This window comes from Micromonospora sp. NPDC002411, from assembly GCF_053592955.1.
Window position 1 is genome coordinate 1 of sequence record NZ_JBSFBM010000119.1, and the last position, 18,206, is coordinate 18,206.

Genomic DNA, 18,206 nt, shown 5'->3' on the forward strand with positions numbered 1-18,206 from the left:
CGCCCAGGCACACCACCAGGTAGAGGCCGGCACGGACCAGGTGTCTGGTGGTCACCACCAGCACACCGGCACCGACCGCCACCGCGCCGAGGGCCTCCGCACGTCGGTCAGTTGGTCGGCTCGCGGGGCGACGGGGCGACGGCCGGCTCGTGGCGGGCCAGCCGGTTGCGGCGGTAGCCGTAGCCGAAGTAGATGAGCGCGCCGAGCAGCATCCAGGCGAGGAACCGCAGCCAGGTCTCCACCGACAGGTTCAGCATCAGGTAGAGGCAGGCCAGCGCGGAGACGATCGGCAGCACCGGGGAGAACGGCACCCGGAACGGCCGCTCCAGGTCAGGGCGCTTGCGGCGCAGGATCGGCACCGCTACCGACACCAGCACGAACGCGCAGAGCGCGCCGATGCTGACCAGATCGGCCAGGGCGGACAGCGGCAGGAACCCGGCCAGCAGCGCGACCCCCACCGTCATGATCGCCGAGATCCGGTACGGGGTGCCCCAGCGCGGGTGCACCTTCGCGATCGAGGGCGGGATCAGGCCGTCCCGGGCGATGGCGAAGCCGATCCGGCCCATGGCCACCAGGTCGACCAGGATGACGCTGGTCAGGCCGGCGACAGCGGCGATGGAGACCAGCACGGCGGCCCAGCCCGCGCCGACCGACTCGAAGGCCGACGCGATCGGGGCGCCACGGTCGATCTCGGTGTACGGCACCATGCCCACCACGACCAGCGAGACGCCGATGTACAGGACTGTGGAGATCAGCAGTGTGCCGAGCAGACCCAGGGTGAGGTCCCGCTTGGGCTTGCGCGTCTCCTCACCCAGGTTGGCCACGGCCTCGAAGCCGGTGTACGCGAAGAAGACGACCGCGGCGGCGCTGAGCACTCCGACGAAGCCGAAGACCGACGGTTCCAGCCCGAAGAGCGCCTGGGTGACCGGCTGCTTGATGCCGTCGTCGCCGCTGCCCGCGGGCTCGGCCGGCGGGATGAACGGGGTGAGGTTGGCGGCCCTGACGAAGAACAGGCCGGCCACCACCACGAAAACGCAGATGGCCACCTTGACCAGCACCAGCAGGTTGGTGATCCGGGCGGACTCCCGGATGCCGACGATCGCGACGACGCCGAGGATCAGCACGATGGCGATGGCGCCGAGGTTGACGGTGCTGCCCTCCTCGCCGAACCAGCGGGTCGGCAGGTCGAGCAGTTCGGCGAGATAGCCGGACCAGCCTCGGGCGACCACCGCGGCACCGAGCGCGAACTCCAGCAGCAGGTCCCAGCCGATGATCCAGGCGACGATCTCGCCCATCGTGGCGTACGCGTAGGTGTAGGCGCTGCCCGCGGTCGGCACGCTGGAGGCCAGCTCGGCGTAGCAGAGCGCGGCGAGCAGGGCCACCACGCCGGCGATGGCGAAGGAGATCACCACGCCCGGCCCGGCGCTGTCCCGGGCCTCGATCCCGGTGAGCGTGAAGATCCCGGTGCCGATCACGATGCCGATGCCGAAGCCGGTGAGGTCGACCGCCCCGAGCCGCCTCTTCAGCCCGAGCCCACCTTCGGAGCCGTCCGCCTCACTCTGGGCTATCACGTCCTTGATCGGTTTTGTTCGTAGCACGGACACGCGGTCACCCCTCCCACCGTGCGACCACCTGGTGGCGGCCGGTGACCGGCGTTGCTACCCAGCGGCGGGAATGGTCAACCACGAACCCTTGCGGTTCTCATCCGATTGTGAAAATTTCCTACCAGCGGTAGATAGCCATCGGCGAATCTTGCCGAACCGCCGCGTTGATCACACGGGAGCCCCAACGAAGGGACACACCGCATGAAGGCAACTCGACTCGGAGCCGCCGGGCTCGTCACCGCCCTGCTCGGCACCCTCGTCGCCGCCACCCCCGCGAACGCGACACCCCGCACCACCAGCACCGACACCACCACCTGCACCACCGACGCGGCCACGCCGAAGCGGCAGTTCCGCGCCATGTGGATCTCGTCGGTGGTCAACATCGACTGGCCCAGCAAGGCGTCCCAGACCAGCCCCGACCGGGTCGCCGCCCAGCAGGCCGAATATCGCGCACTGCTCGACCTCGCCGAGCGACTGCACCACAACGCCGTCGTGGTGCAGGTCCGGCCCACCGCCGACGCCCTCTGGCCCTCTCCCTACGAGCCCTGGTCGGAGTATCTGACCGGCACCCGTGGGCAGGACCCGGGCTGGGACCCGCTGGCCTTCCTGGTCGACGAGTCGCACAAGCGCAACCTGGAATTCCACGCCTGGTTCAACCCGTACCGCGTCTCGATGCCGGCCCCCGGCGGCGCCGGCGCGGACCTCACCCAACTCGCCCCCGGCCACCCGGCCCGGCAGCACCCGGACTGGACCTTCGCCTACCCGCCGGCCGGTGTCGCCGGCAGCCGGCTCTACTACAACCCCGGAATTCCCGAGGTACGCGAGTTCGTGCAGACCGCGATGATGGACGCGGTCCGCCGCTACGACGTCGACGGCGTGCACTTCGACGACTACTTCTACCCGTACCCCAGCGGCACCCACCAGGTGCCCGACGACGCCACCTTCGCCGCGCACAACCGGGGCTTCACCGACCGGGCGGACTGGCGACGGGACAACATCAACCTGCTGATCCAGGAGATGAACGGCAAGATCAAGGCGGCGAAGCCGTGGGTGAAGTTCGGGGTCAGCCCGTTCGGCATCTGGCGCAACAAGACCGCCGACCCGCTCGGCTCGGACACCACCGGCAGCCAGTCGTACGACATCATCTCCGCCGACACCCGAAAGTGGATCAAGCAGGAGTGGATCGACTACGTGGTGCCGCAGCTCTACTGGTACATCGGTCAGTACCCGGCCGCCGACTACGCCCGGCTGGTGCCGTGGTGGGCCGAGACGGTGCGCGGCACTCGAGTGCAGCTCTACATCGGCCAGGCCGACTACAAGAGCGGCGATCCGGCGTACGGGCCGTACTGGCAGAACCCGCGTGAGCTGTCCGACCATCTGACGCTCAACAGGTCGTACCCGGAGGTGCAGGGCAACGTGCACTTCTCGGCCGTCCAGGTGCGGGCCAACCGGCTCGGCGCGACCGACATCTACGCCGCCGAGCACTACTCCCGCCCGGCGCTCGTACCGGCGATGCCACACCTGCCGGCCAAGCCGTTGCTCTTCCCGGTGGTCACCAAGGCCGCACGGCAGGCCGACGGAGTCCGGCTGATCTGGCGTCAACCGGCTGACGGGGCCGGGCCCCTCGGCACCGCCACCTCGTACGCGATCTACCGGTTCGACGGCACCACACTGCCCGGTCGGTGCGACACGGCGGACGCCGCACACCTGGTCGACACCGTGCGAGCCACGCCGGGTGGCACCCAGTCCTGGGTGGACACCACCACCGCGCCCGGCCAGCGCTACACCTACCAGGTGACCGCGCTGGACCGGTCGGCCAACGAGAGCCCTGCCAGCCCACCGGCGTTCAGCCTGCGCTGACGCGCTTTTCCCGAATGCCCCGGACGCCCAAACGTTCGGGGCATTCGTCTGTTTCAACGTATGTCACCAATAGTTGGCGATGCGCATACCGCCTAGTTGATCAGTTGATCGACACTGATCGACATCCGGTGACCCGCCGGTAACTTCCGTCCCACCCGCCCACCCCGCGGAGGTAACCCGTGCCCCGACGTCTCGCCACCCTGTTCGCCTCGGGCGCTCTCGCGCTGCTCGCCACCCTCGTCGCCGCCTCCCCCGCCGCCGCCGTCACCCCCGCCCAGAAGCTGTCGGTGCTGTCCAGCTGGACGCAGACCAGCGCGTCCAGCTACAACTCCTGGAACAGCGCCCGGGTCAACCGGGCCCCCTGGGCCGAGTACGACTTCAACTGGTCCACCGACTACTGCTCGTCCAGCCCGGACAACCCGCTCGGGTTCACCTTCAACCTGGGCTGCTACCGGCACGACTTCGGCTACCGCAACTACAAGGCGGTCGGCCAGTTCCCGGCCAACAAGTCCCGCCTGGACAGCGCCTTCTACGAGGACCTCAAGCGCGTCTGCACCACGTACAACACTGTCGTCCGTCCGGCCTGTTACAGCCTGGCCTGGACCTACTACCAGGCGGTCAGCATCTTCGGCTCGGTAGCGGCCGTCCAGCAGGCCGACATCGACCGCGCCGCCCGCATGAAGGCCCAAGCCGAAGCCGCCGCCCGCGCCTAACCCCACTGCCCCACCCCCACCCACCCCACCCCACCTCGGGCCCGTTGATCATGAAGTTATTGCTGCGACACGCCGCGCAGGCGGGCAACAACTTCATGATCGACGGCCGAGGGCGGGGCCTGCAGGGCCGAGGGGTGGGGGTCAGGCGCGTTCGGTTCGGGATGCGGGGTGGCGGTCGGGGTCGGGGTCGGCGGGGAGGCGAGGGGTCGGCTGGGACAGGCCCGTGCTGAAGCGGGTCGAATCCGCGGCCAGGTCCGGGTGTTCCACGTCGAGTGCCAGCGCTGCCGCCTCGTCCAGCCCCAACTCGGCACCCTCGCCGTACGCGTCGTCGAAGGCCGTATCGCCCAGCACCGTACGCAGCTCCGCCTGCTGGTCCGCCCAGTAGCCGCCGTAGATGCCCGGAGTCGCCCGCATACTCGCCCGGGTGGCCTGTGCCGCCCCGAAGAGACGGGCAGCGGTCACCCGCTCCCCGCCGATCGCACAGCGCACCGCGATCGCGTTCAATGTGTCGCATGCGCGGCCGTGGTAGCCGTGGCCCATCCGGGAACGCAACGCCACCAGCAGATGCTCGTGTGCGGCGACGACATCGCCGCGGGCCAGGGCGACCATCCCGAGCAGCATGTCCACCGATCGCCGTCCCCGCTCCACCGGCCGGGCGGCCTCCACCGGGCGGACCGCGGCCAGCAGTTCCGCCGCCTCCTCCAGCGCGCCCCGCCGCCACAGCAGCTCGGCCAGGCTGAACACCGCGAACAACGCCTCGCCGACCACGTCCTGCCCGTGCGCCCAGTCGATGACCTCCCGGCACACCCGCTCGGCCTCGACGAACTGCCCCATGTCCACCAGCGGCGCGGCCCTACCGGCGAGCACCCGCGCCAGCAACCCCGCGTCACCGGCCTGCCGGGCGGCCGCCTCGGCCCGCTGCGAGTAGCGCAGCTCCTCAGCGAACTCGCCGTCGGCACCGGCGTGCAACGAGTGCATGTGGTAGGCCGCTGCCAGCTCCGACTCCGGGATCCGCTCCCCCGTCTCGGCGATCCGCCCGTACAACCGGAACAGCCACAGCCGCCCCTCCCGGGCCAGGCCCCGCTCAAGCCACCACTGGTCCAGGCCACCGGCCAGCCCGAGGCCGGCGCGTGCGCTGCCACCGGTGGCGCACCACCGCAGCGCGGCACGCAACTCCCCGGCCAGCGGGTCCAGTGCGTACAACGACAGCGTGACCGGACGACCGTCCTGGCCCAGGTGTGCCCGGTCCAACGCATGCGCCGACCACGCCACGTGCCGGTTCCGGGCGGCCTGCTCCTCGCCCGCCTCGACCAACCGTCGCGCCGCGTACGCCCGGATGGGGTCGAGCATGCGGTAGGTGCTCCCGGACGCACGCGGCTCGGCCAGGACCATCGACTTGTCCACCAGCACCGAGAGCGGGTCCAGCGGGTCGTCACCGAGCAACCACTCCACAGTCGCCAGGTCCACCGGCCCGGCGAAGACCGCCAGCCACCGCAGCAGACGGGCGGCCCGGGGCCCCAGCGTCCGGTACGACCAGGTGACGGTGGCCTGCATGGTCAGGTGCCGCTCGGTGGCGGAACGCTGCACGGCTCTGCTCGCCGGAGTGGGCGGTGACGCCCCGGCCGCAGCGGCGACCAGGTCCACCGTGTCCTGCTGGTTGCCGGACCAACCCCGCTCGACCGGCGGCGGCTCCGGATCGTCCCGCCCGGCGTCCAATGTGCCGAGCACATCGTCGAGCCGCTCGGCGAGCTGACCGACGGAGAGCACCCGCAGCCGGGCGGCCGCCAACTCGATGGCGAGCGGCAACCCGTCCAGCCGCTGCACCACCCGGCGCAGGTCGGCCGACTCGGTCGGGTCCGGCTGCCGGCCGCCGCGTGCCGCCGCCGTCCGGTCCAGCAGCAGCGCCACCGCGTCGCTCTCCGCGCCCTCCGTCTGCGGGTCGACAGCGAGCGGCGGGATCCGCCACACCACCTCACCCGGCAGGCTGAACGACTCACGACTGGTGGCCAGCACCCGCACGCCGCCCCCGCCGGACAGCAACCGCGCAATCACCTCCGCGCAGGCGGCCGGTTGGGTGTCACAGGTGTCCAGCACGACCAACATGCGGCGGTTGGCCGCGTACTCGACCAGGGTGTCCAGCATCGGACGACCCGGCTCGGGTCGCAGGCCGAGCACCGCGGCGATCGCGAACGCCACCAGCCCCGGGTCGGTCACCGCGGCGATGTCGACGAACCAGACCCCGTCCGGGTACGACTCGACCACGCCGCTGGCGAGCTCCACCGCGAGGCGGGTCTTGCCCGCGCCGCCCGCGCCCAGCACCGTGACCAGGCGGTGTTGCCGCACCAGCAGGCCCAACTCGACGCGCTCGGTCTGCCGGCCGACGAACGAGGTCACCTGGGTCGGCAGGTTGTGCGCCACAGTGTCGGCGGTACGGGGGCGGGGGAACTGCCGTTCCAGACCCGGCGCGACCAGTTGGAACAGTCGTTCCCGATCGTCGAAGCCGCGCAACCGGTGCAGGCCCAGGTCGAGCAGGGTCGCACCGGGCGGCAAGGGCTCGGCCCGACGTGCCGTGGACGCCGAGCAGAGCACCTGCCCGCCGTGCGCGGCGGCGGCCACCCGGGCGGCTCGGTGCACCTCGGGGCTGGCGTATTCACCGTCGCGCGGCTCGGCGTAGCCGGTGTGCAGGCCCATTCGTACCCGTGGGGCCGCTTCCCGGGTGGGCCAGTCGTGGCTGGACAACGCCCGCTGGGCGGTCAGGCACGCGGTCAGCGCCGCAGCGGCGTCCTCGAAGGCCAGGAAGAACGAGTCGCCCTCGGTCAGCAGCTCCGCGCCACCCGTGCTGGCCAGTGTCCGGCGCAGCAGCCGCCGGTGCTCGGCGAGCACCGGACGGTAGTCCGGGCCGAGCAGCTGGGCCAACCGGGTCGAGCCCTCGATATCGGTGAACACGAAGGTCACCCAACCGCTCGGGAGCTGGATCCGTGGCGACATGCGTGGAACCTCCGCCCGTGACGTCGGATTCATGCTGCCTGAGTCCGAGCGGTCACACATCGTGAGAACGGCCGGGCAGGTGCCGCCTCAAAGTGCCACTCGGCCCTGCTCCCGGCAAGGCCAGCCCACCATGCGGCAGAAAATCGGCCCGATCAGCAGCCGCAGGCGCCGCCGCAGCACCCCCCGCCGGTGGGTGCCGGGGCACCACCGGTGGCACCACCCCGGCCGGTGACCGCGATCGCTGACAGCAGCTTGACCGTGTCGGTGTGTCCGTGCGGGCAGTTCGCCGGGTCACCGGCCGCCGCCATCGAACGGTTGACCTCGAAGGTGTCGCCGCAGGCGCGGCAGCGGAACTCGTACCGGGGCATGCACCCAGGGTACGTGGATCTGACGTTCGGCGGGGTATGGGTGATACTCGACGTGTGGTGGACGGCGAGGACGACACGCGTGTGCAACGGTTACGACCGGCCGCTCCTCTGGACGGGCCACTGGAGGGTTCGGGGGCGGCGCCTGATCCGGTGTCTGCGGTACCTCGCCCCCGCCGACCCTGGCTGAGCGGACGTTCCGGGGGTGCGACGAGCACACCAGCGGTCACGCCGACCGACGCCGCTGATTCCAAGCCGGACGTGGACGGCACGCCGGCCCCGGGCACGCCCGGCTCGACCACCGACGGCGGGAACGCGCCGGCCGACACCCCGAAGACCGAGGCCGCAGCGGTCGCGGAACCGAAGATCGAAGACCCGAAGGCCGCAGGTCCGACGACCACGGAGGCCAAGCCCACAGAGGCCAAGGCCGCAGAGGCAGAGGGCACCGACGCGCAACCCACGACGGTGGCCGTCGTCAAGGATCCGGCGAAGACCACCGTGGACGAACTGCCGGTGGTGCCGGCGTCCGGACCGGCCCGGCGACGCCGGGTGCCCTTCGCGCACGCGGTACGGCTGGAGCCGCGCCGGGCGGCAACCACCGCCGCCTACGCGACCCGCGCCTGGGCTCGCCGCCCGAGCGGTCGACTCACCCTGCCGGGTGTGTTCCTGCTGGCGCTGGTGGCCGCTACCGCCGCTGCGGGTGCGCTGCTCGTGCCGGCCACGATTCGCGCACCCCGCCCGGTCGCGGCCGACGCCACCGCGACGGCGACGCAGGGCGCGCCGCCCGCTGTGCCGCCCGGCCTCCCCGTCGAACCGCTTCCCACCGGCCCACTCCCGACCGGCCCGTTCCCGACCGGTTCGGTCCCCGGCGGCGGGCTACCCAGCGGCGGACTGCCGACCGGGCAGCCGACCGTCGGGCCGGTGATCGGAGGCCGACCGTCCGACGCCCTGGCCGGCTGGGCTCAGCAGGTGGGCGCCAAGGTGGGCGTCCCGGCTGTCGCCATGCAGGCGTACGGCTACGCCGAGCTGGTCCTCGCCCAGACCAACCGCAGCTGCGCGCTGAGCTGGACCACGTTGGCCGCGATCGGCCAGGTCGAATCGGGGCACGGCTCGGCGAACGGTGCCCGGTTGGGCCAGGACGGCAAAGCCCTGCCGAAGATCATCGGCCTTCCGTTGGACGGAAAGGGTGGCCGGATGCGGATCATCGACACCGACCGTGGGGACCTCGACGGCGACCGGGTTCTCGACCGCGCGATCGGGCCGATGCAGTTCATCCCGAGCACCTGGAAAGAGATCGGCGCGGACGCCGACAACGACGGAATCAAGGACCCGCACGACCTGGACGACGCCGCCCTGGCGGCGGGCAACTACCTCTGCAAGGGCGGGCGCAACCTGAGCATCGCCGGCGACTGGTGGAACGCGATCCTGTCCTACAACGATGTGCGGCGGTACGCCCAGGACGTCTACGACACCGCGAACCGGTACGGACGGGCCAGTCGCTGATGAAGTGATCGTCTCGATACGTTGGAGAACTGGACACTTCCCCCGGGCAGCTGTTAGCGGCAAGCTAGACGGGTGATGGTGCGCGAGTGGGACCCCAGGACCGCGTCGTCTGCCGAGATCGCGTCGCTGCTGGCCACGCTGAACGCGGTTCTGGCGGCCGATCTGCCGCAGGACCCGCCGTGGCGGGAGACCTCGCTGCGGGAATACCTCACCGAGGTGATGCCGGGTGAGCGGCGGATCTCCTGGATCGCCCAGGCTGAGCCGACCGGCCCGGACGACCCGGGCGCGGTGCTCGGCCAGGTGCACGTGCTGCTCCTCGGTGACATCGGCGTGCTCGAGGTGCTGGTGCACCCGTCCGCGCGGCGCAGCGGTCTGGGCCGTGACCTGGTGTTGCTTGCCGCCCGCCGGGTCTACCAGGAGGGCTTCCAGTCGATCGGGGTGGAGGTCGTCGGCGACACGCCCGCGGTGGCCTTCTACGAGTCGCTCGGCTTCACCAGGGAGTACGTGGAGACCCGCAGCGTGCTCGACCTGACAGCTGTCGACTGGGCGGAGCTGGCCGAGATGGCGACCGGCATCGGCGCGGGTTACCACCTGGAGTTCTTCCCGGGCGGGCCGCCGGACGACCTGCTTGAGGCGTACGCGCGGGCGAAGGCCGAGGTGCGCGACGTCGACGAGGTTGAGCTGCGCCCCAGCTCCTACGACCCGGAGCGGCTGCGCGACAGCCTCGACACCCTGCACCGGCGGGGCATGAAGCCGTACATCGTGCTCGCCCGGCACGAGCAGAGCGGCGAGGTGGCCGGCCTGACCGAGGTGGTCGTCCCGGCGCAGCACCCGACCCGCGCCGACCAGTACGACACGATCGTCGCGCAGGACCACCGGGGTTACGGCATCGACCGGGCGATCAAGGCTCGGATGCTGTTGGAGTTGCGCTCCGCCGAGCCGGAGCTGATCGAGGTGCAGACGTGGAACGCACAGGCCAACGAGGCGATGCTGAAGGTCAACGCCGAGTTGGGTTACCGGTCCGACCGGGACTGGTGCGAATACAGCGTCGACGTCGCTGAGCTGGTGCACCGCCTCGACCCGCCGCACTGAGGGAATTCACGAAACTGTCCATTAGGGGATGGACGGTGGACAGTCGCGCACCTTAACGTGCGTTGACCCCCATCCACCCATCGTGGAGGCCCTATGCGCCCGCGCCGCTCACTCGCCGCGCTCGCGACCGCCACCGCCGCCGTGACAGTCACGGCGCTCGGCGTCGCACCCACCGCGGCCAGCGCCGCGCCCACCGACCTGTTCATCTCGGAGTACGTCGAGGGTTCGTCGAACAACAAGGCGATCGAGCTGTTCAACGGCACGGGTGCCGCCGTCGACCTGACGGCCGGCGGCTACCAGTTGCAGCTCTACTTCAACGGCTCCACCACGGCCACCACTGTCGCGTTGACCGGCACCGTGGCAGCCGGCGACGCGTTCGTGTTCGCCAGCGCCTCGGCCGGGGCCGCCATCCTCGCCCAGGCCGACCAGACCACCGGGGCGAGCCTGTTCAACGGTGACGACGCGATCGTGCTGCGCCGGGGGACCACTGTGCTCGACTCGATCGGGCAGGTGGGCGTCGACCCGGGCACCGAGTGGGGCGCCGGCACGACCAGCACCGCTGACAACACCCTGCGTCGGCTGCCGACCGTAGCCGCCGGTGACACGGACCCGTCGGACGCGTTCGACCCGGCCACGCAGTGGGCCGGCTTCCCGGTCGACACCTTCGACGGCCTCGGCACACACACCGTCGACGGCGGAGGCCCGGTCGACGCGCCGGCCACGCTGACCTGCGGCAGCGCACTGGTCACCGCGGCCGGCACGGCCGCGACCCGCGAGGTCACCGCCACCGACCCCGACGACACGATCGTCGAGCTGGCGGTGACCACGGTCAGCCCGACCCCGTCCAGCGGTTCGATCACCCGTACCGCGTTCACCCCCGCAGAGGGCTTGGGCGGCACCGCCCGCGCCACCGTCAGCGCGAGCGCCGACCTCGCCGCCGGGGCGTACACCGTGACCCTGACCGCTACCGACGCGGGCGGTGGCACCGCGACCTGCGCGCTGACCGTGCAGGTGACCCGAGAGCTGACCGTCGGCGAGGTGCAGGGTCCGACGACCGACGCCGAGGCCGGTCCGACCGACAGGTCGCCGCTCGCGCCGGCGAGCGGCAACGGCACGAGCAGCACGCTGTACGACGTACGCGGTGTGATCACCCAGTTGACCCTGGCGCGCACCTCGGCCGGGGCGGAACAGCACGGCTTCTTCCTGCAGAGCCGTACCGGCGACACCGACGGCGACCCGACCAGTTCCGACGGCATCTTCGTGTTCATGGGCGCGTTCACCTCGCTGGTCGGCGGCTACGTGCCGACCGTCGGGGACGAGGTCGTGCTGCGGGCCCGGGTGTCGGAGTACTACAACTTCACCCAGCTCTCCGGTGCCTCCCTGGTCCGCCGGATCGCCGGTGGCCTGGCCGTGGACACCTCGGTCGCGGTCACCGACGCGGTGCCACCGGCGAAGCTGACCGACGCGCAGCGTTTCTGGGAGCGGCACGAGGGCGCCCGGATGCGGGTACGGGCGGGCAGTGGCGCTGTCAGCGGACGGGACGTGTTCTCGTCCACTGCCGACGCCGAGCTGTGGGTGGTCGACCGGGACGACCCGCTGCTGGACCGCGCCGACCCGTACACCAGGCGGGTCTTCCGTGATTCGCACCCGCTGGACAACGACCCGACCCGCCGCTTCGACGACGGCAACGGCCAGCGGACGTTGCTCGGCAGCATGGGTGTGAAGGCCACCGCCGGGGACAGCACCGCGCTGCTCCCGCCGGCGCACACCTTCGACACGCTGCGCGCGGACGCGGTGGGCGGCGTCTACTACTCGTTCGAGAAGTACGGCGTCCAGGTCGAGAGTGCCGAGTTCGACGCCGGTGCCGACCCGTCCAGGAACAATCCGCCGAAGCCGGCCGACCGGTCGCAGGAGGTGGCGGTCGCCACCTACAACGTGGAGAACCTGTACGACTACCGCGACGATCCGTTCGACGGCTGTGACTTCGCGGGCAACGCCGGCTGTACCGGGGTCAGCCCACCGTTCGACTACGTGCCGAGCAGCGAGGCGGACTACCGGCAGCAGTTGGCCGCGCTCGCCGACCAGATCGTCAAGGACCTGCACGCCCCGGACCTGATCCTGGTGCAGGAAGCCGAGGACCAGGACATCTGCACGGTCTCCGGCACTGCGCTGAGCTGCGGCGACACCAACGACGCGGACGGTGCGCCGGACAGCATCCAGGAGCTGGCGCTCACCGTCGCGGCCGCTGGCGGGCCGGCGTACGCCGCCGCCTATGACCGGACCGGCGCGGACGCCCGCGGCATCACCGCTGCCTTCCTCTACCGCACGGACCGGTTGTCGCTGGCCGCCGCGACGGCGAACGACCCGCTGCTGGGCTCGGCACCAACCGTGCAGTACCGTTCGGCGGGATTGCCGACCAACGCCGACGTGCAGAACCCGAAGGCCCTCAACGCGGTGCTGCCGTCGGACGTGGACACCTCCACCGGCAAGGACGGGAACAACGTCTTCACCCGTGCTCCCCAGCTGGGCAAGTTCAGCGTGGCCGCCACCCCCGGCTCGTCGGAGCGGTTCACCCTGTACGCGCTCAGCAACCACTACTCCTCCGGCCCGGACAGTCGGGTCGGGCAGCGGCGGGAGCAGGCTCGCTACGGGGCGGCGATCGTCACCGCGATCGAGGCGGCCGACCAGACGGCCCGCGTGGTGTACGGCGGGGACCTCAACGTCTTCCCCCGACCGGACGATCCCATCGCCACCGGCGACCAGCCCACCCCGTCGGACCAGCTTGCCCCGCTCTACGAGGCCGGCCTGCACAACCTGTGGGACAACCTGGTGGCGGAGGTGCCGTCGTCGGCCTACTCGTACAGCTTCGAGGGGCAGGCGCAGACGCTCGACCACCTGTTCGTCAACGACGCGCTCCACGACGACCTGGTGCAGGTGCGGGCGGCACACGTCAACGCCGACTGGCCGGCGGAGTTCACCGGCGACGGGTCGCGGGGTTCCAGCGACCACGACCCGCAGGTGGCCCGGTTCCGCTCCCGGGCGTCGTTGACCGTCGCCGACACGGCGGTGGTCGAGGGCAACCAGGGCACCCGGCAGCTCACCTTCACCGCCACGGTGTCCCGGCCGCTGTCCCAGCCGGTGCTGCTCTGCGCCGCCACCGTCGGCGTCACCGCGCAGGTCGGCTCGGACTTCGACGCGTACGCCGGCTGCAAGGTGTTGGCGGCCGGGCAGACGTCGGTGGTGTTCCCGGTGACAGTGCGCGGTGACCGCAAGCGGGAGTCGGACGAGAAGCTGACGTTGCTGGTGGCCGGCGTACCCGGTCTCCGGCTGGCTGATCCGCTCGCGGTCGGCACGATCACCAACGACGACTGACGTCGCGCGTTCCGGCGAGGCCCGTCGACCCGTACCGGGTCGGCGGGCCTCTCTCGTGCCTGGTTCACACCAGCCCACGTGGGGGCCAGGGCGGCCGGGGCAGGTGCCGGTTCTGGGCCACACGCACCTCCCACTGGCTGCGCCGACGCATAGCGTCCCGGACCTCCCGATTGCGGTAGAACGTCTCCGGCGGACGGGCGAGCCCGTAGATGTCCGCCCACCACTCGCCCGGCTCAGGGTCGAGGATGGTGTCCAGGTGCGACGGGTAGCGACGCTCGGCGCCGTTGAGAGTGTCCTGCCAATCACGCATCGGTTTCAGCACCCGGCCGAACTCGTCCACCACGGCCAGCCGGCAGCCCACCACTCCGATGATGCGCCGGAGCAGGACGATGCTCGGCACCATGCGACCGGCCTCGATCCTGCCGATGGTGGCGTGGTGCACACCGGCCCACCGGGCCAGCTCGCGTTGGCTCAGGTCAGCGCGGCGCCGGACCGCTCGGACGATGCCGGCGGCCGGCCAGGGTGCGTCGGACGGTTCGGTGATCAGGACCGGCTCGGCTGAGGAATCACTCACGCCGTCACCGTCCCGCCTGGTGCGGCTGGCCGCAATCCCGAACGCCTCAGCTGTGGACAACGAGCTGGCCTGTGGATAACTCCCACGGCTGGCAGATGACTGTCCGTGTTTTGAGCGCTGGAATGTGTCGCCGTCACGCCGAGTAAAGGATTTCACGCTGGTCGGCCGAGTCGGCAGCATCCGACCGCGCCCGACCCTCGCTCGACCAGGGAGAATCCGTTCCCGGCGGCCGGGCACCCGACACCCTGGCCGACCCCTTTGCTCTGCAGTTCGATATGCGCCAGTGACCGAGGGTAGGCGTCGCCGTCGTGGGTGCAAAGCAAAGGGCGAAAGGAGGGTGGTGGGGGCTGGGCGGATGGTTACGCTGCGCAAGTGGGCATGACCTACGCTCCGCAAGCCGGTGTGGCCAGTGGGTCGTCAGTTGGCCGCCGATCGGGCTACGAGTCGGCGGTCCCAGGGACGACGCGGTCAGGACGCGGCAGGACGTGCGCGAGCCGGCGCGGCCCCGCACGCTGCGAGACGGCGCAACCAGCAGGGGCAGTCAGGCCCAGGGGGGCAGGCAGGCCTTGGGTTAGTAGCGCTCGCGCAGCAGCTGCGCGGCCTCGACGGCCCAGTAGGTGAGGATGACCTGCGCACCGGCCCGCTTGATCGAGGTGAGCGTTTCCAGCATCACCCGCTCCCGGTCGATCCAGCCGTTCGCGGCGGCGGCTTCGACCATCGCGTACTCACCGGAGACCTGGTAGGCGGCGACCGGGACGTCCACGGCGGCCCGTACCGCCGACACGACGTCGAGGTACGGCAGCGCCGGCTTGACCATCACCAGGTCGGCACCCTCGGCCACGTCGAGCGCAACCTCGCGCAGCGACTCCCGCAGGTTGGCCGGGTCCTGCTGGTAGGTGCGTCGGTCGCCCTCCAGCGCCGACTCCACCGCCTCCCGGAACGGGCCGTAGAAGGCGGAAGCGTACTTGGCGGCGTACGCCAGCACCGCCACATCCTGGTGCCCGGCGGCGTCGAGGGCCCGGCGCACCACGCCGACCTGGCCGTCCATCATCCCGGACGGCCCGACCATGCCGACCCCGGCGGCGGCCTGGGCCACCGCCATCTCGGCGTACGCGGCGAGGGTGGCGTCGTTGTCGACCTCGCCGTCGGGGGTGAGCAGCCCGCAGTGCCCGTGGGAGGTGAACTCGTCCAGGCACAGGTCGCTCATCACCACGGTGGCGTCACCCACCTCGGCCACCACATCGCGGATCGCGACGTTGAGGATGCCGTTCGGGTCGATGCCGCCGGAACCGGTCGGGTCCCGCTGCTCCGGCACGCCGAAGAGCATGATCCCGCCGACGCCGGCCTGGACGGCCTCGACCGCCGCCTTGCGCAGCGAGTCCCGGGAGTGCTGGAGCACTCCCGGGAGCGACCCGATTGCCCGGGGCTCGCTCAGCCCTTCCTTGACGAACATCGGCACGACCAGCTCGGCCGGGTCGACCCGGGTCTCGGAGACCAACCGGCGGATCGCCGGGGTGCGGCGCAGCCGGCGGGGCCGGATCTCGGGGTACGACATGGAAGGGCCTCCTCGAACGACTACCGGAAGCGCAGGGCGGTCGGGCCCTGCACCTTCGAGCCGCGGCGCTGCTTGGCCGGCATGGCGGCCAGCTTCTCGCGCAGCTCGACGGCGTAGGCGGCGAGCGCCTCCACCAGGTCGGGCACCGAGGCGTGCGGCGGCTGGACGTCGACCCGAAGGCCGAACTCCGTCGCGGTCTCCGCCGTCTTGGGCCCGATGACGGCAACAACGGTGCGGGCGTGCGGCTTCCCGGCGATGCCGACCAGGTTGCGCACGGTGGAGGACGAGGTGAAGAGCACCGCGTCGAAGCCGCCCGACTTGATCGCGTCGCGGATCTCGGCGGGCGGCGGCGCGGCCCGCACCGTCCGGTACGCGGTCACGTCGTCGACCTCCCAGCCGCGCTCGGTGAGCCCGGCGGCGAGCGTCTCGGTGGCGATGTCGGCGCGCGGCAGCAGCACGCGGCCCACCGGGTCGAGGATCTCGTCGTGCGGGGAGAACTCGGCCAGCAGCCCTTCGGAGGACTGCTCCCCGGCGGGGATCAGCTCCGGCTGGATGCCGAACGCGCGGACCGCGTCCGCCGTGGCCTCACCGATGCAGGCGATCTTGACGCCGCCGAAGTGCCGGGCGTCCAGGCCGTGCTCGGCGAACTTCTCCCAGACCGCGCGGACCGCGTTGACCGACGTGAAGATCACCCAGGCGTACCGGCCGTCGACCAGGCCCTTGACGGCCCGCTCCATCTGCGCCGGAGTACGCGGCGGCTCGACAGCAATGGTCGGCACCTCGCACGGGATCGCCCCGTACGCGCGCAGTCGGGCGCTCATCGCGCCGGCCTGCTCCTTGGTGCGGGGTACGAGCACCTTCCAGCCGTACAGCGGGCGGTTCTCCCACCAGCTCAGCTTGTCGCGCTGGCCCACCCCGACACCGACGGTGAGCACCACCCGGCCGGTGAAGCCGAGCGCGGCGGCCACGAAGCTGTCCACTGTCGACGTGGTCGTGTACTGGGTCTCGCCGGTGCCGTCGCCGGTCACGCCGACGCCGGTGGTGCCGTCGACCCCGGCGGCGAGCAGCCCGTCCCGGACGGCGGCGAGGTCACCGGCGTCCACGGCGAGCGCGAGGGAACCCCGGCCGACGGCAGTGGCCAGCGCCTCGAAGTCCAGTGCGCTGACGTCCTCGACGTCGGCGGCCGTACGCACACCCGGCAGCGGAACACCGGCGTAGGTGGCCACACCCTCGGCCTGGCCGACGCCGGGCACCACCTCGAAGTGGGCGGCGGTGCGGGCCACCGCCTGCACCTCCTTGACCACCGAGTCGTGGCCGAACGGGTCACCAGCGACCAGGTGCACCGCGTTCAACCCGGAACGGGCCGCGGAGATCAGCACCTTCGCCACGTCCCCCGGCGCGCCTTCGGCGGGGGTGAACTCGGCGTCGTCCCTGGCTTCGGCGCGTACGACGGCGAGCAACGACTCCGGGACACCCCGGTCGTAGATCACCTGGTCGGCGTCGACCAGGGCGTCGTGCGCCCGGCGGGTCAGCAGGCCCGGGTCACCGGGGCCAGCCCCGACGAACGCGATACGGCCGACGGGCTTACGGGTGCGGGTCATTCTGTGCTCCCAAATTGCTGGGTCCCCGGGCCGGTGTGTCCTTCGTGGCCGAGGATCGAGTCGGCGCCGAGGTCGAGGAGTTCGGCGGCGAGTGCCTTACCGATCTCCGCCGCGTCGGCGGGCGTTCCGGTGCGGGACAGCCGGAGGTCACGAGTGCCGTCCGGGCTGATCACCGCCCCGCGCAGGTAGATCTCATCGCCGGTCTCGCCTTCGGCGAGTTCGGCAAAGGCGGCGACGGGTGCGCTGCACCCGGCCTCCAGGGTTGCCAGAAACGCGCGTTCCGCGGTGACCGCGGCACGCGACGGTGCGTGGTCGAGCACCGCGAGCAGCTCGACCAGGTCCTGGTCGTCGGCCCGGCACTCCACAGCGAGCGCCCCCTGGGCGGGGGCGGGCAGCATGAGCATCGGGTCCAGCGATTCGGTGATCACGTCGAGCCGCCCGAGTCGGGCCAGCCCGGCTCGGGCCAGCACGACAGCGTCGAGATCGGCGTCGGGGCCGAGCACCCGCGCCAGACGGGTGTCCACGTTGCCGCGGATCGGGGTGACCTCCAGTTGCAGGCCGAGGGCGTGCAACTGGGCGATCCGGCGCAGCGCGCCGGTGCCGATGGTGGCCCCGGGCGGCAACTCGGCGAGCGTCCGACCGCCGCGGGCGACCAGCGCGTCACGCGGGTCCTGCCGGGCCGGCACCGCCGCGATGTGCAGCCCGCCGTCGGCAGCCGTGGGCAGATCCTTGTAGGAGTGCACGGCGAAGTCGATCGTCCTGGCGGCCAGGGCGTCGCGCAGCGCGGAGACGAACACCCCGACGCCGAGCCGGTGCACCGGCGCGTTGGAGCGGTCGCCCGCCGTGACGACCTCGACCAGCTCGACGGGGCGGCCGGTGGCGGCGGTCAACGCTTCGGCGATCTGGCCGGACTGGGCCATCGCCAGGGCGCTGCCCCGGGTGCCGAGGCGCAGGGGGGCGGTCATCGCGCACCTCCGGT

General features: G+C 71.6%; 12 protein-coding genes. 5 read left to right on the plus strand and 7 right to left on the minus strand.

Features of this window, described 5'->3' with window-relative positions:
* Positions 1-107: 107 nt before the first annotated feature.
* Entirely contained in the window at positions 108-1,604 is a 1,497-nt protein-coding gene (locus ACWCO3_RS16210) for an amino acid permease (RefSeq protein WP_145778798.1), read from the minus strand.
* Between the two features lie 201 nt (positions 1,605-1,805).
* Here ACWCO3_RS16210 and ACWCO3_RS16215 point away from each other — a divergent pair, with 201 nt between their 5' ends.
* Both ACWCO3_RS16215 and ACWCO3_RS16220 read left to right on the plus strand, forming a co-directional pair.
* Complete coding sequence (locus tag ACWCO3_RS16215; RefSeq protein WP_450010666.1) at positions 1,806-3,464, plus strand: family 10 glycosylhydrolase; 1,659 nt, start codon at positions 1,806-1,808, stop codon at positions 3,462-3,464.
* A 179-nt stretch (positions 3,465-3,643) separates the two neighbouring features.
* Entirely contained in the window at positions 3,644-4,177 is a 534-nt protein-coding gene (locus ACWCO3_RS16220) for a phospholipase (protein WP_145778796.1), read from the plus strand.
* A gap of 141 nt (positions 4,178-4,318) precedes the next feature.
* Here the strand turns inward: ACWCO3_RS16220 and ACWCO3_RS16225 are convergent, their stop codons facing one another.
* Entirely contained in the window at positions 4,319-7,165 is a 2,847-nt protein-coding gene (locus ACWCO3_RS16225) for an ATP-binding protein (protein ID WP_357929483.1), read from the minus strand.
* A 152-nt stretch (positions 7,166-7,317) separates the two neighbouring features.
* Entirely contained in the window at positions 7,318-7,533 is a 216-nt protein-coding gene (locus ACWCO3_RS16230) for an FmdB family zinc ribbon protein (protein WP_145778794.1), read from the minus strand.
* Between the two features lie 54 nt (positions 7,534-7,587).
* Here ACWCO3_RS16230 and ACWCO3_RS16235 point away from each other — a divergent pair, with 54 nt between their 5' ends.
* The 3 genes from ACWCO3_RS16235 to ACWCO3_RS16245 all read left to right on the plus strand — a co-directional run bounded on the left by ACWCO3_RS16235 (position 7,588) and on the right by ACWCO3_RS16245 (position 13,497).
* Positions 7,588-9,033 (plus strand): lytic transglycosylase domain-containing protein, encoded by a 1,446-nt coding sequence (locus ACWCO3_RS16235; RefSeq protein ID WP_357929481.1) that lies wholly within the window; start codon positions 7,588-7,590, stop codon positions 9,031-9,033.
* A 75-nt stretch (positions 9,034-9,108) separates the two neighbouring features.
* On the plus strand, positions 9,109-10,125 hold the full coding sequence (locus ACWCO3_RS16240) for a GNAT family N-acetyltransferase (protein ID WP_145785432.1): 1,017 nt from the start codon (positions 9,109-9,111) through the stop codon (positions 10,123-10,125).
* A gap of 93 nt (positions 10,126-10,218) precedes the next feature.
* Positions 10,219-13,497 carry a lamin tail domain-containing protein gene (locus ACWCO3_RS16245; RefSeq protein WP_450010669.1) on the plus strand — a complete coding sequence of 1,093 codons (3,279 nt, stop codon included), beginning with the start codon at positions 10,219-10,221 and terminating at the stop codon, positions 13,495-13,497.
* A gap of 64 nt (positions 13,498-13,561) precedes the next feature.
* On the opposite strand, the gene ACWCO3_RS16250 is transcribed toward ACWCO3_RS16245, so the two are convergent.
* The 4 genes from ACWCO3_RS16250 to hemC form a co-directional block, all read right to left on the minus strand.
* The gene (locus ACWCO3_RS16250; RefSeq protein WP_244311547.1) at positions 13,562-14,071 is read right to left on the minus strand and encodes a helix-turn-helix transcriptional regulator; all 510 of its coding nucleotides are present in this window, start codon (positions 14,069-14,071) and stop codon (positions 13,562-13,564) included.
* Between the two features lie 571 nt (positions 14,072-14,642).
* Entirely contained in the window at positions 14,643-15,626 is a 984-nt protein-coding gene (gene hemB, locus ACWCO3_RS16255; RefSeq protein WP_145778790.1) for a porphobilinogen synthase, read from the minus strand.
* A 20-nt stretch (positions 15,627-15,646) separates the two neighbouring features.
* Positions 15,647-17,227: a bifunctional uroporphyrinogen-III C-methyltransferase/uroporphyrinogen-III synthase gene (locus ACWCO3_RS16260; RefSeq protein WP_124819086.1), complete on the minus strand. Its 1,581-nt coding sequence runs from the start codon at positions 17,225-17,227 to the stop codon at positions 15,647-15,649.
* A complete protein-coding gene (hemC, locus tag ACWCO3_RS16265; protein WP_145778789.1) occupies positions 17,224-18,192 on the minus strand; it encodes a hydroxymethylbilane synthase in 969 nt (322 codons plus the stop codon). The genes ACWCO3_RS16260 and hemC overlap by 4 nt, the downstream gene beginning before the upstream one ends.
* Between the last annotated feature and the right edge of the window lie 14 nt (positions 18,193-18,206).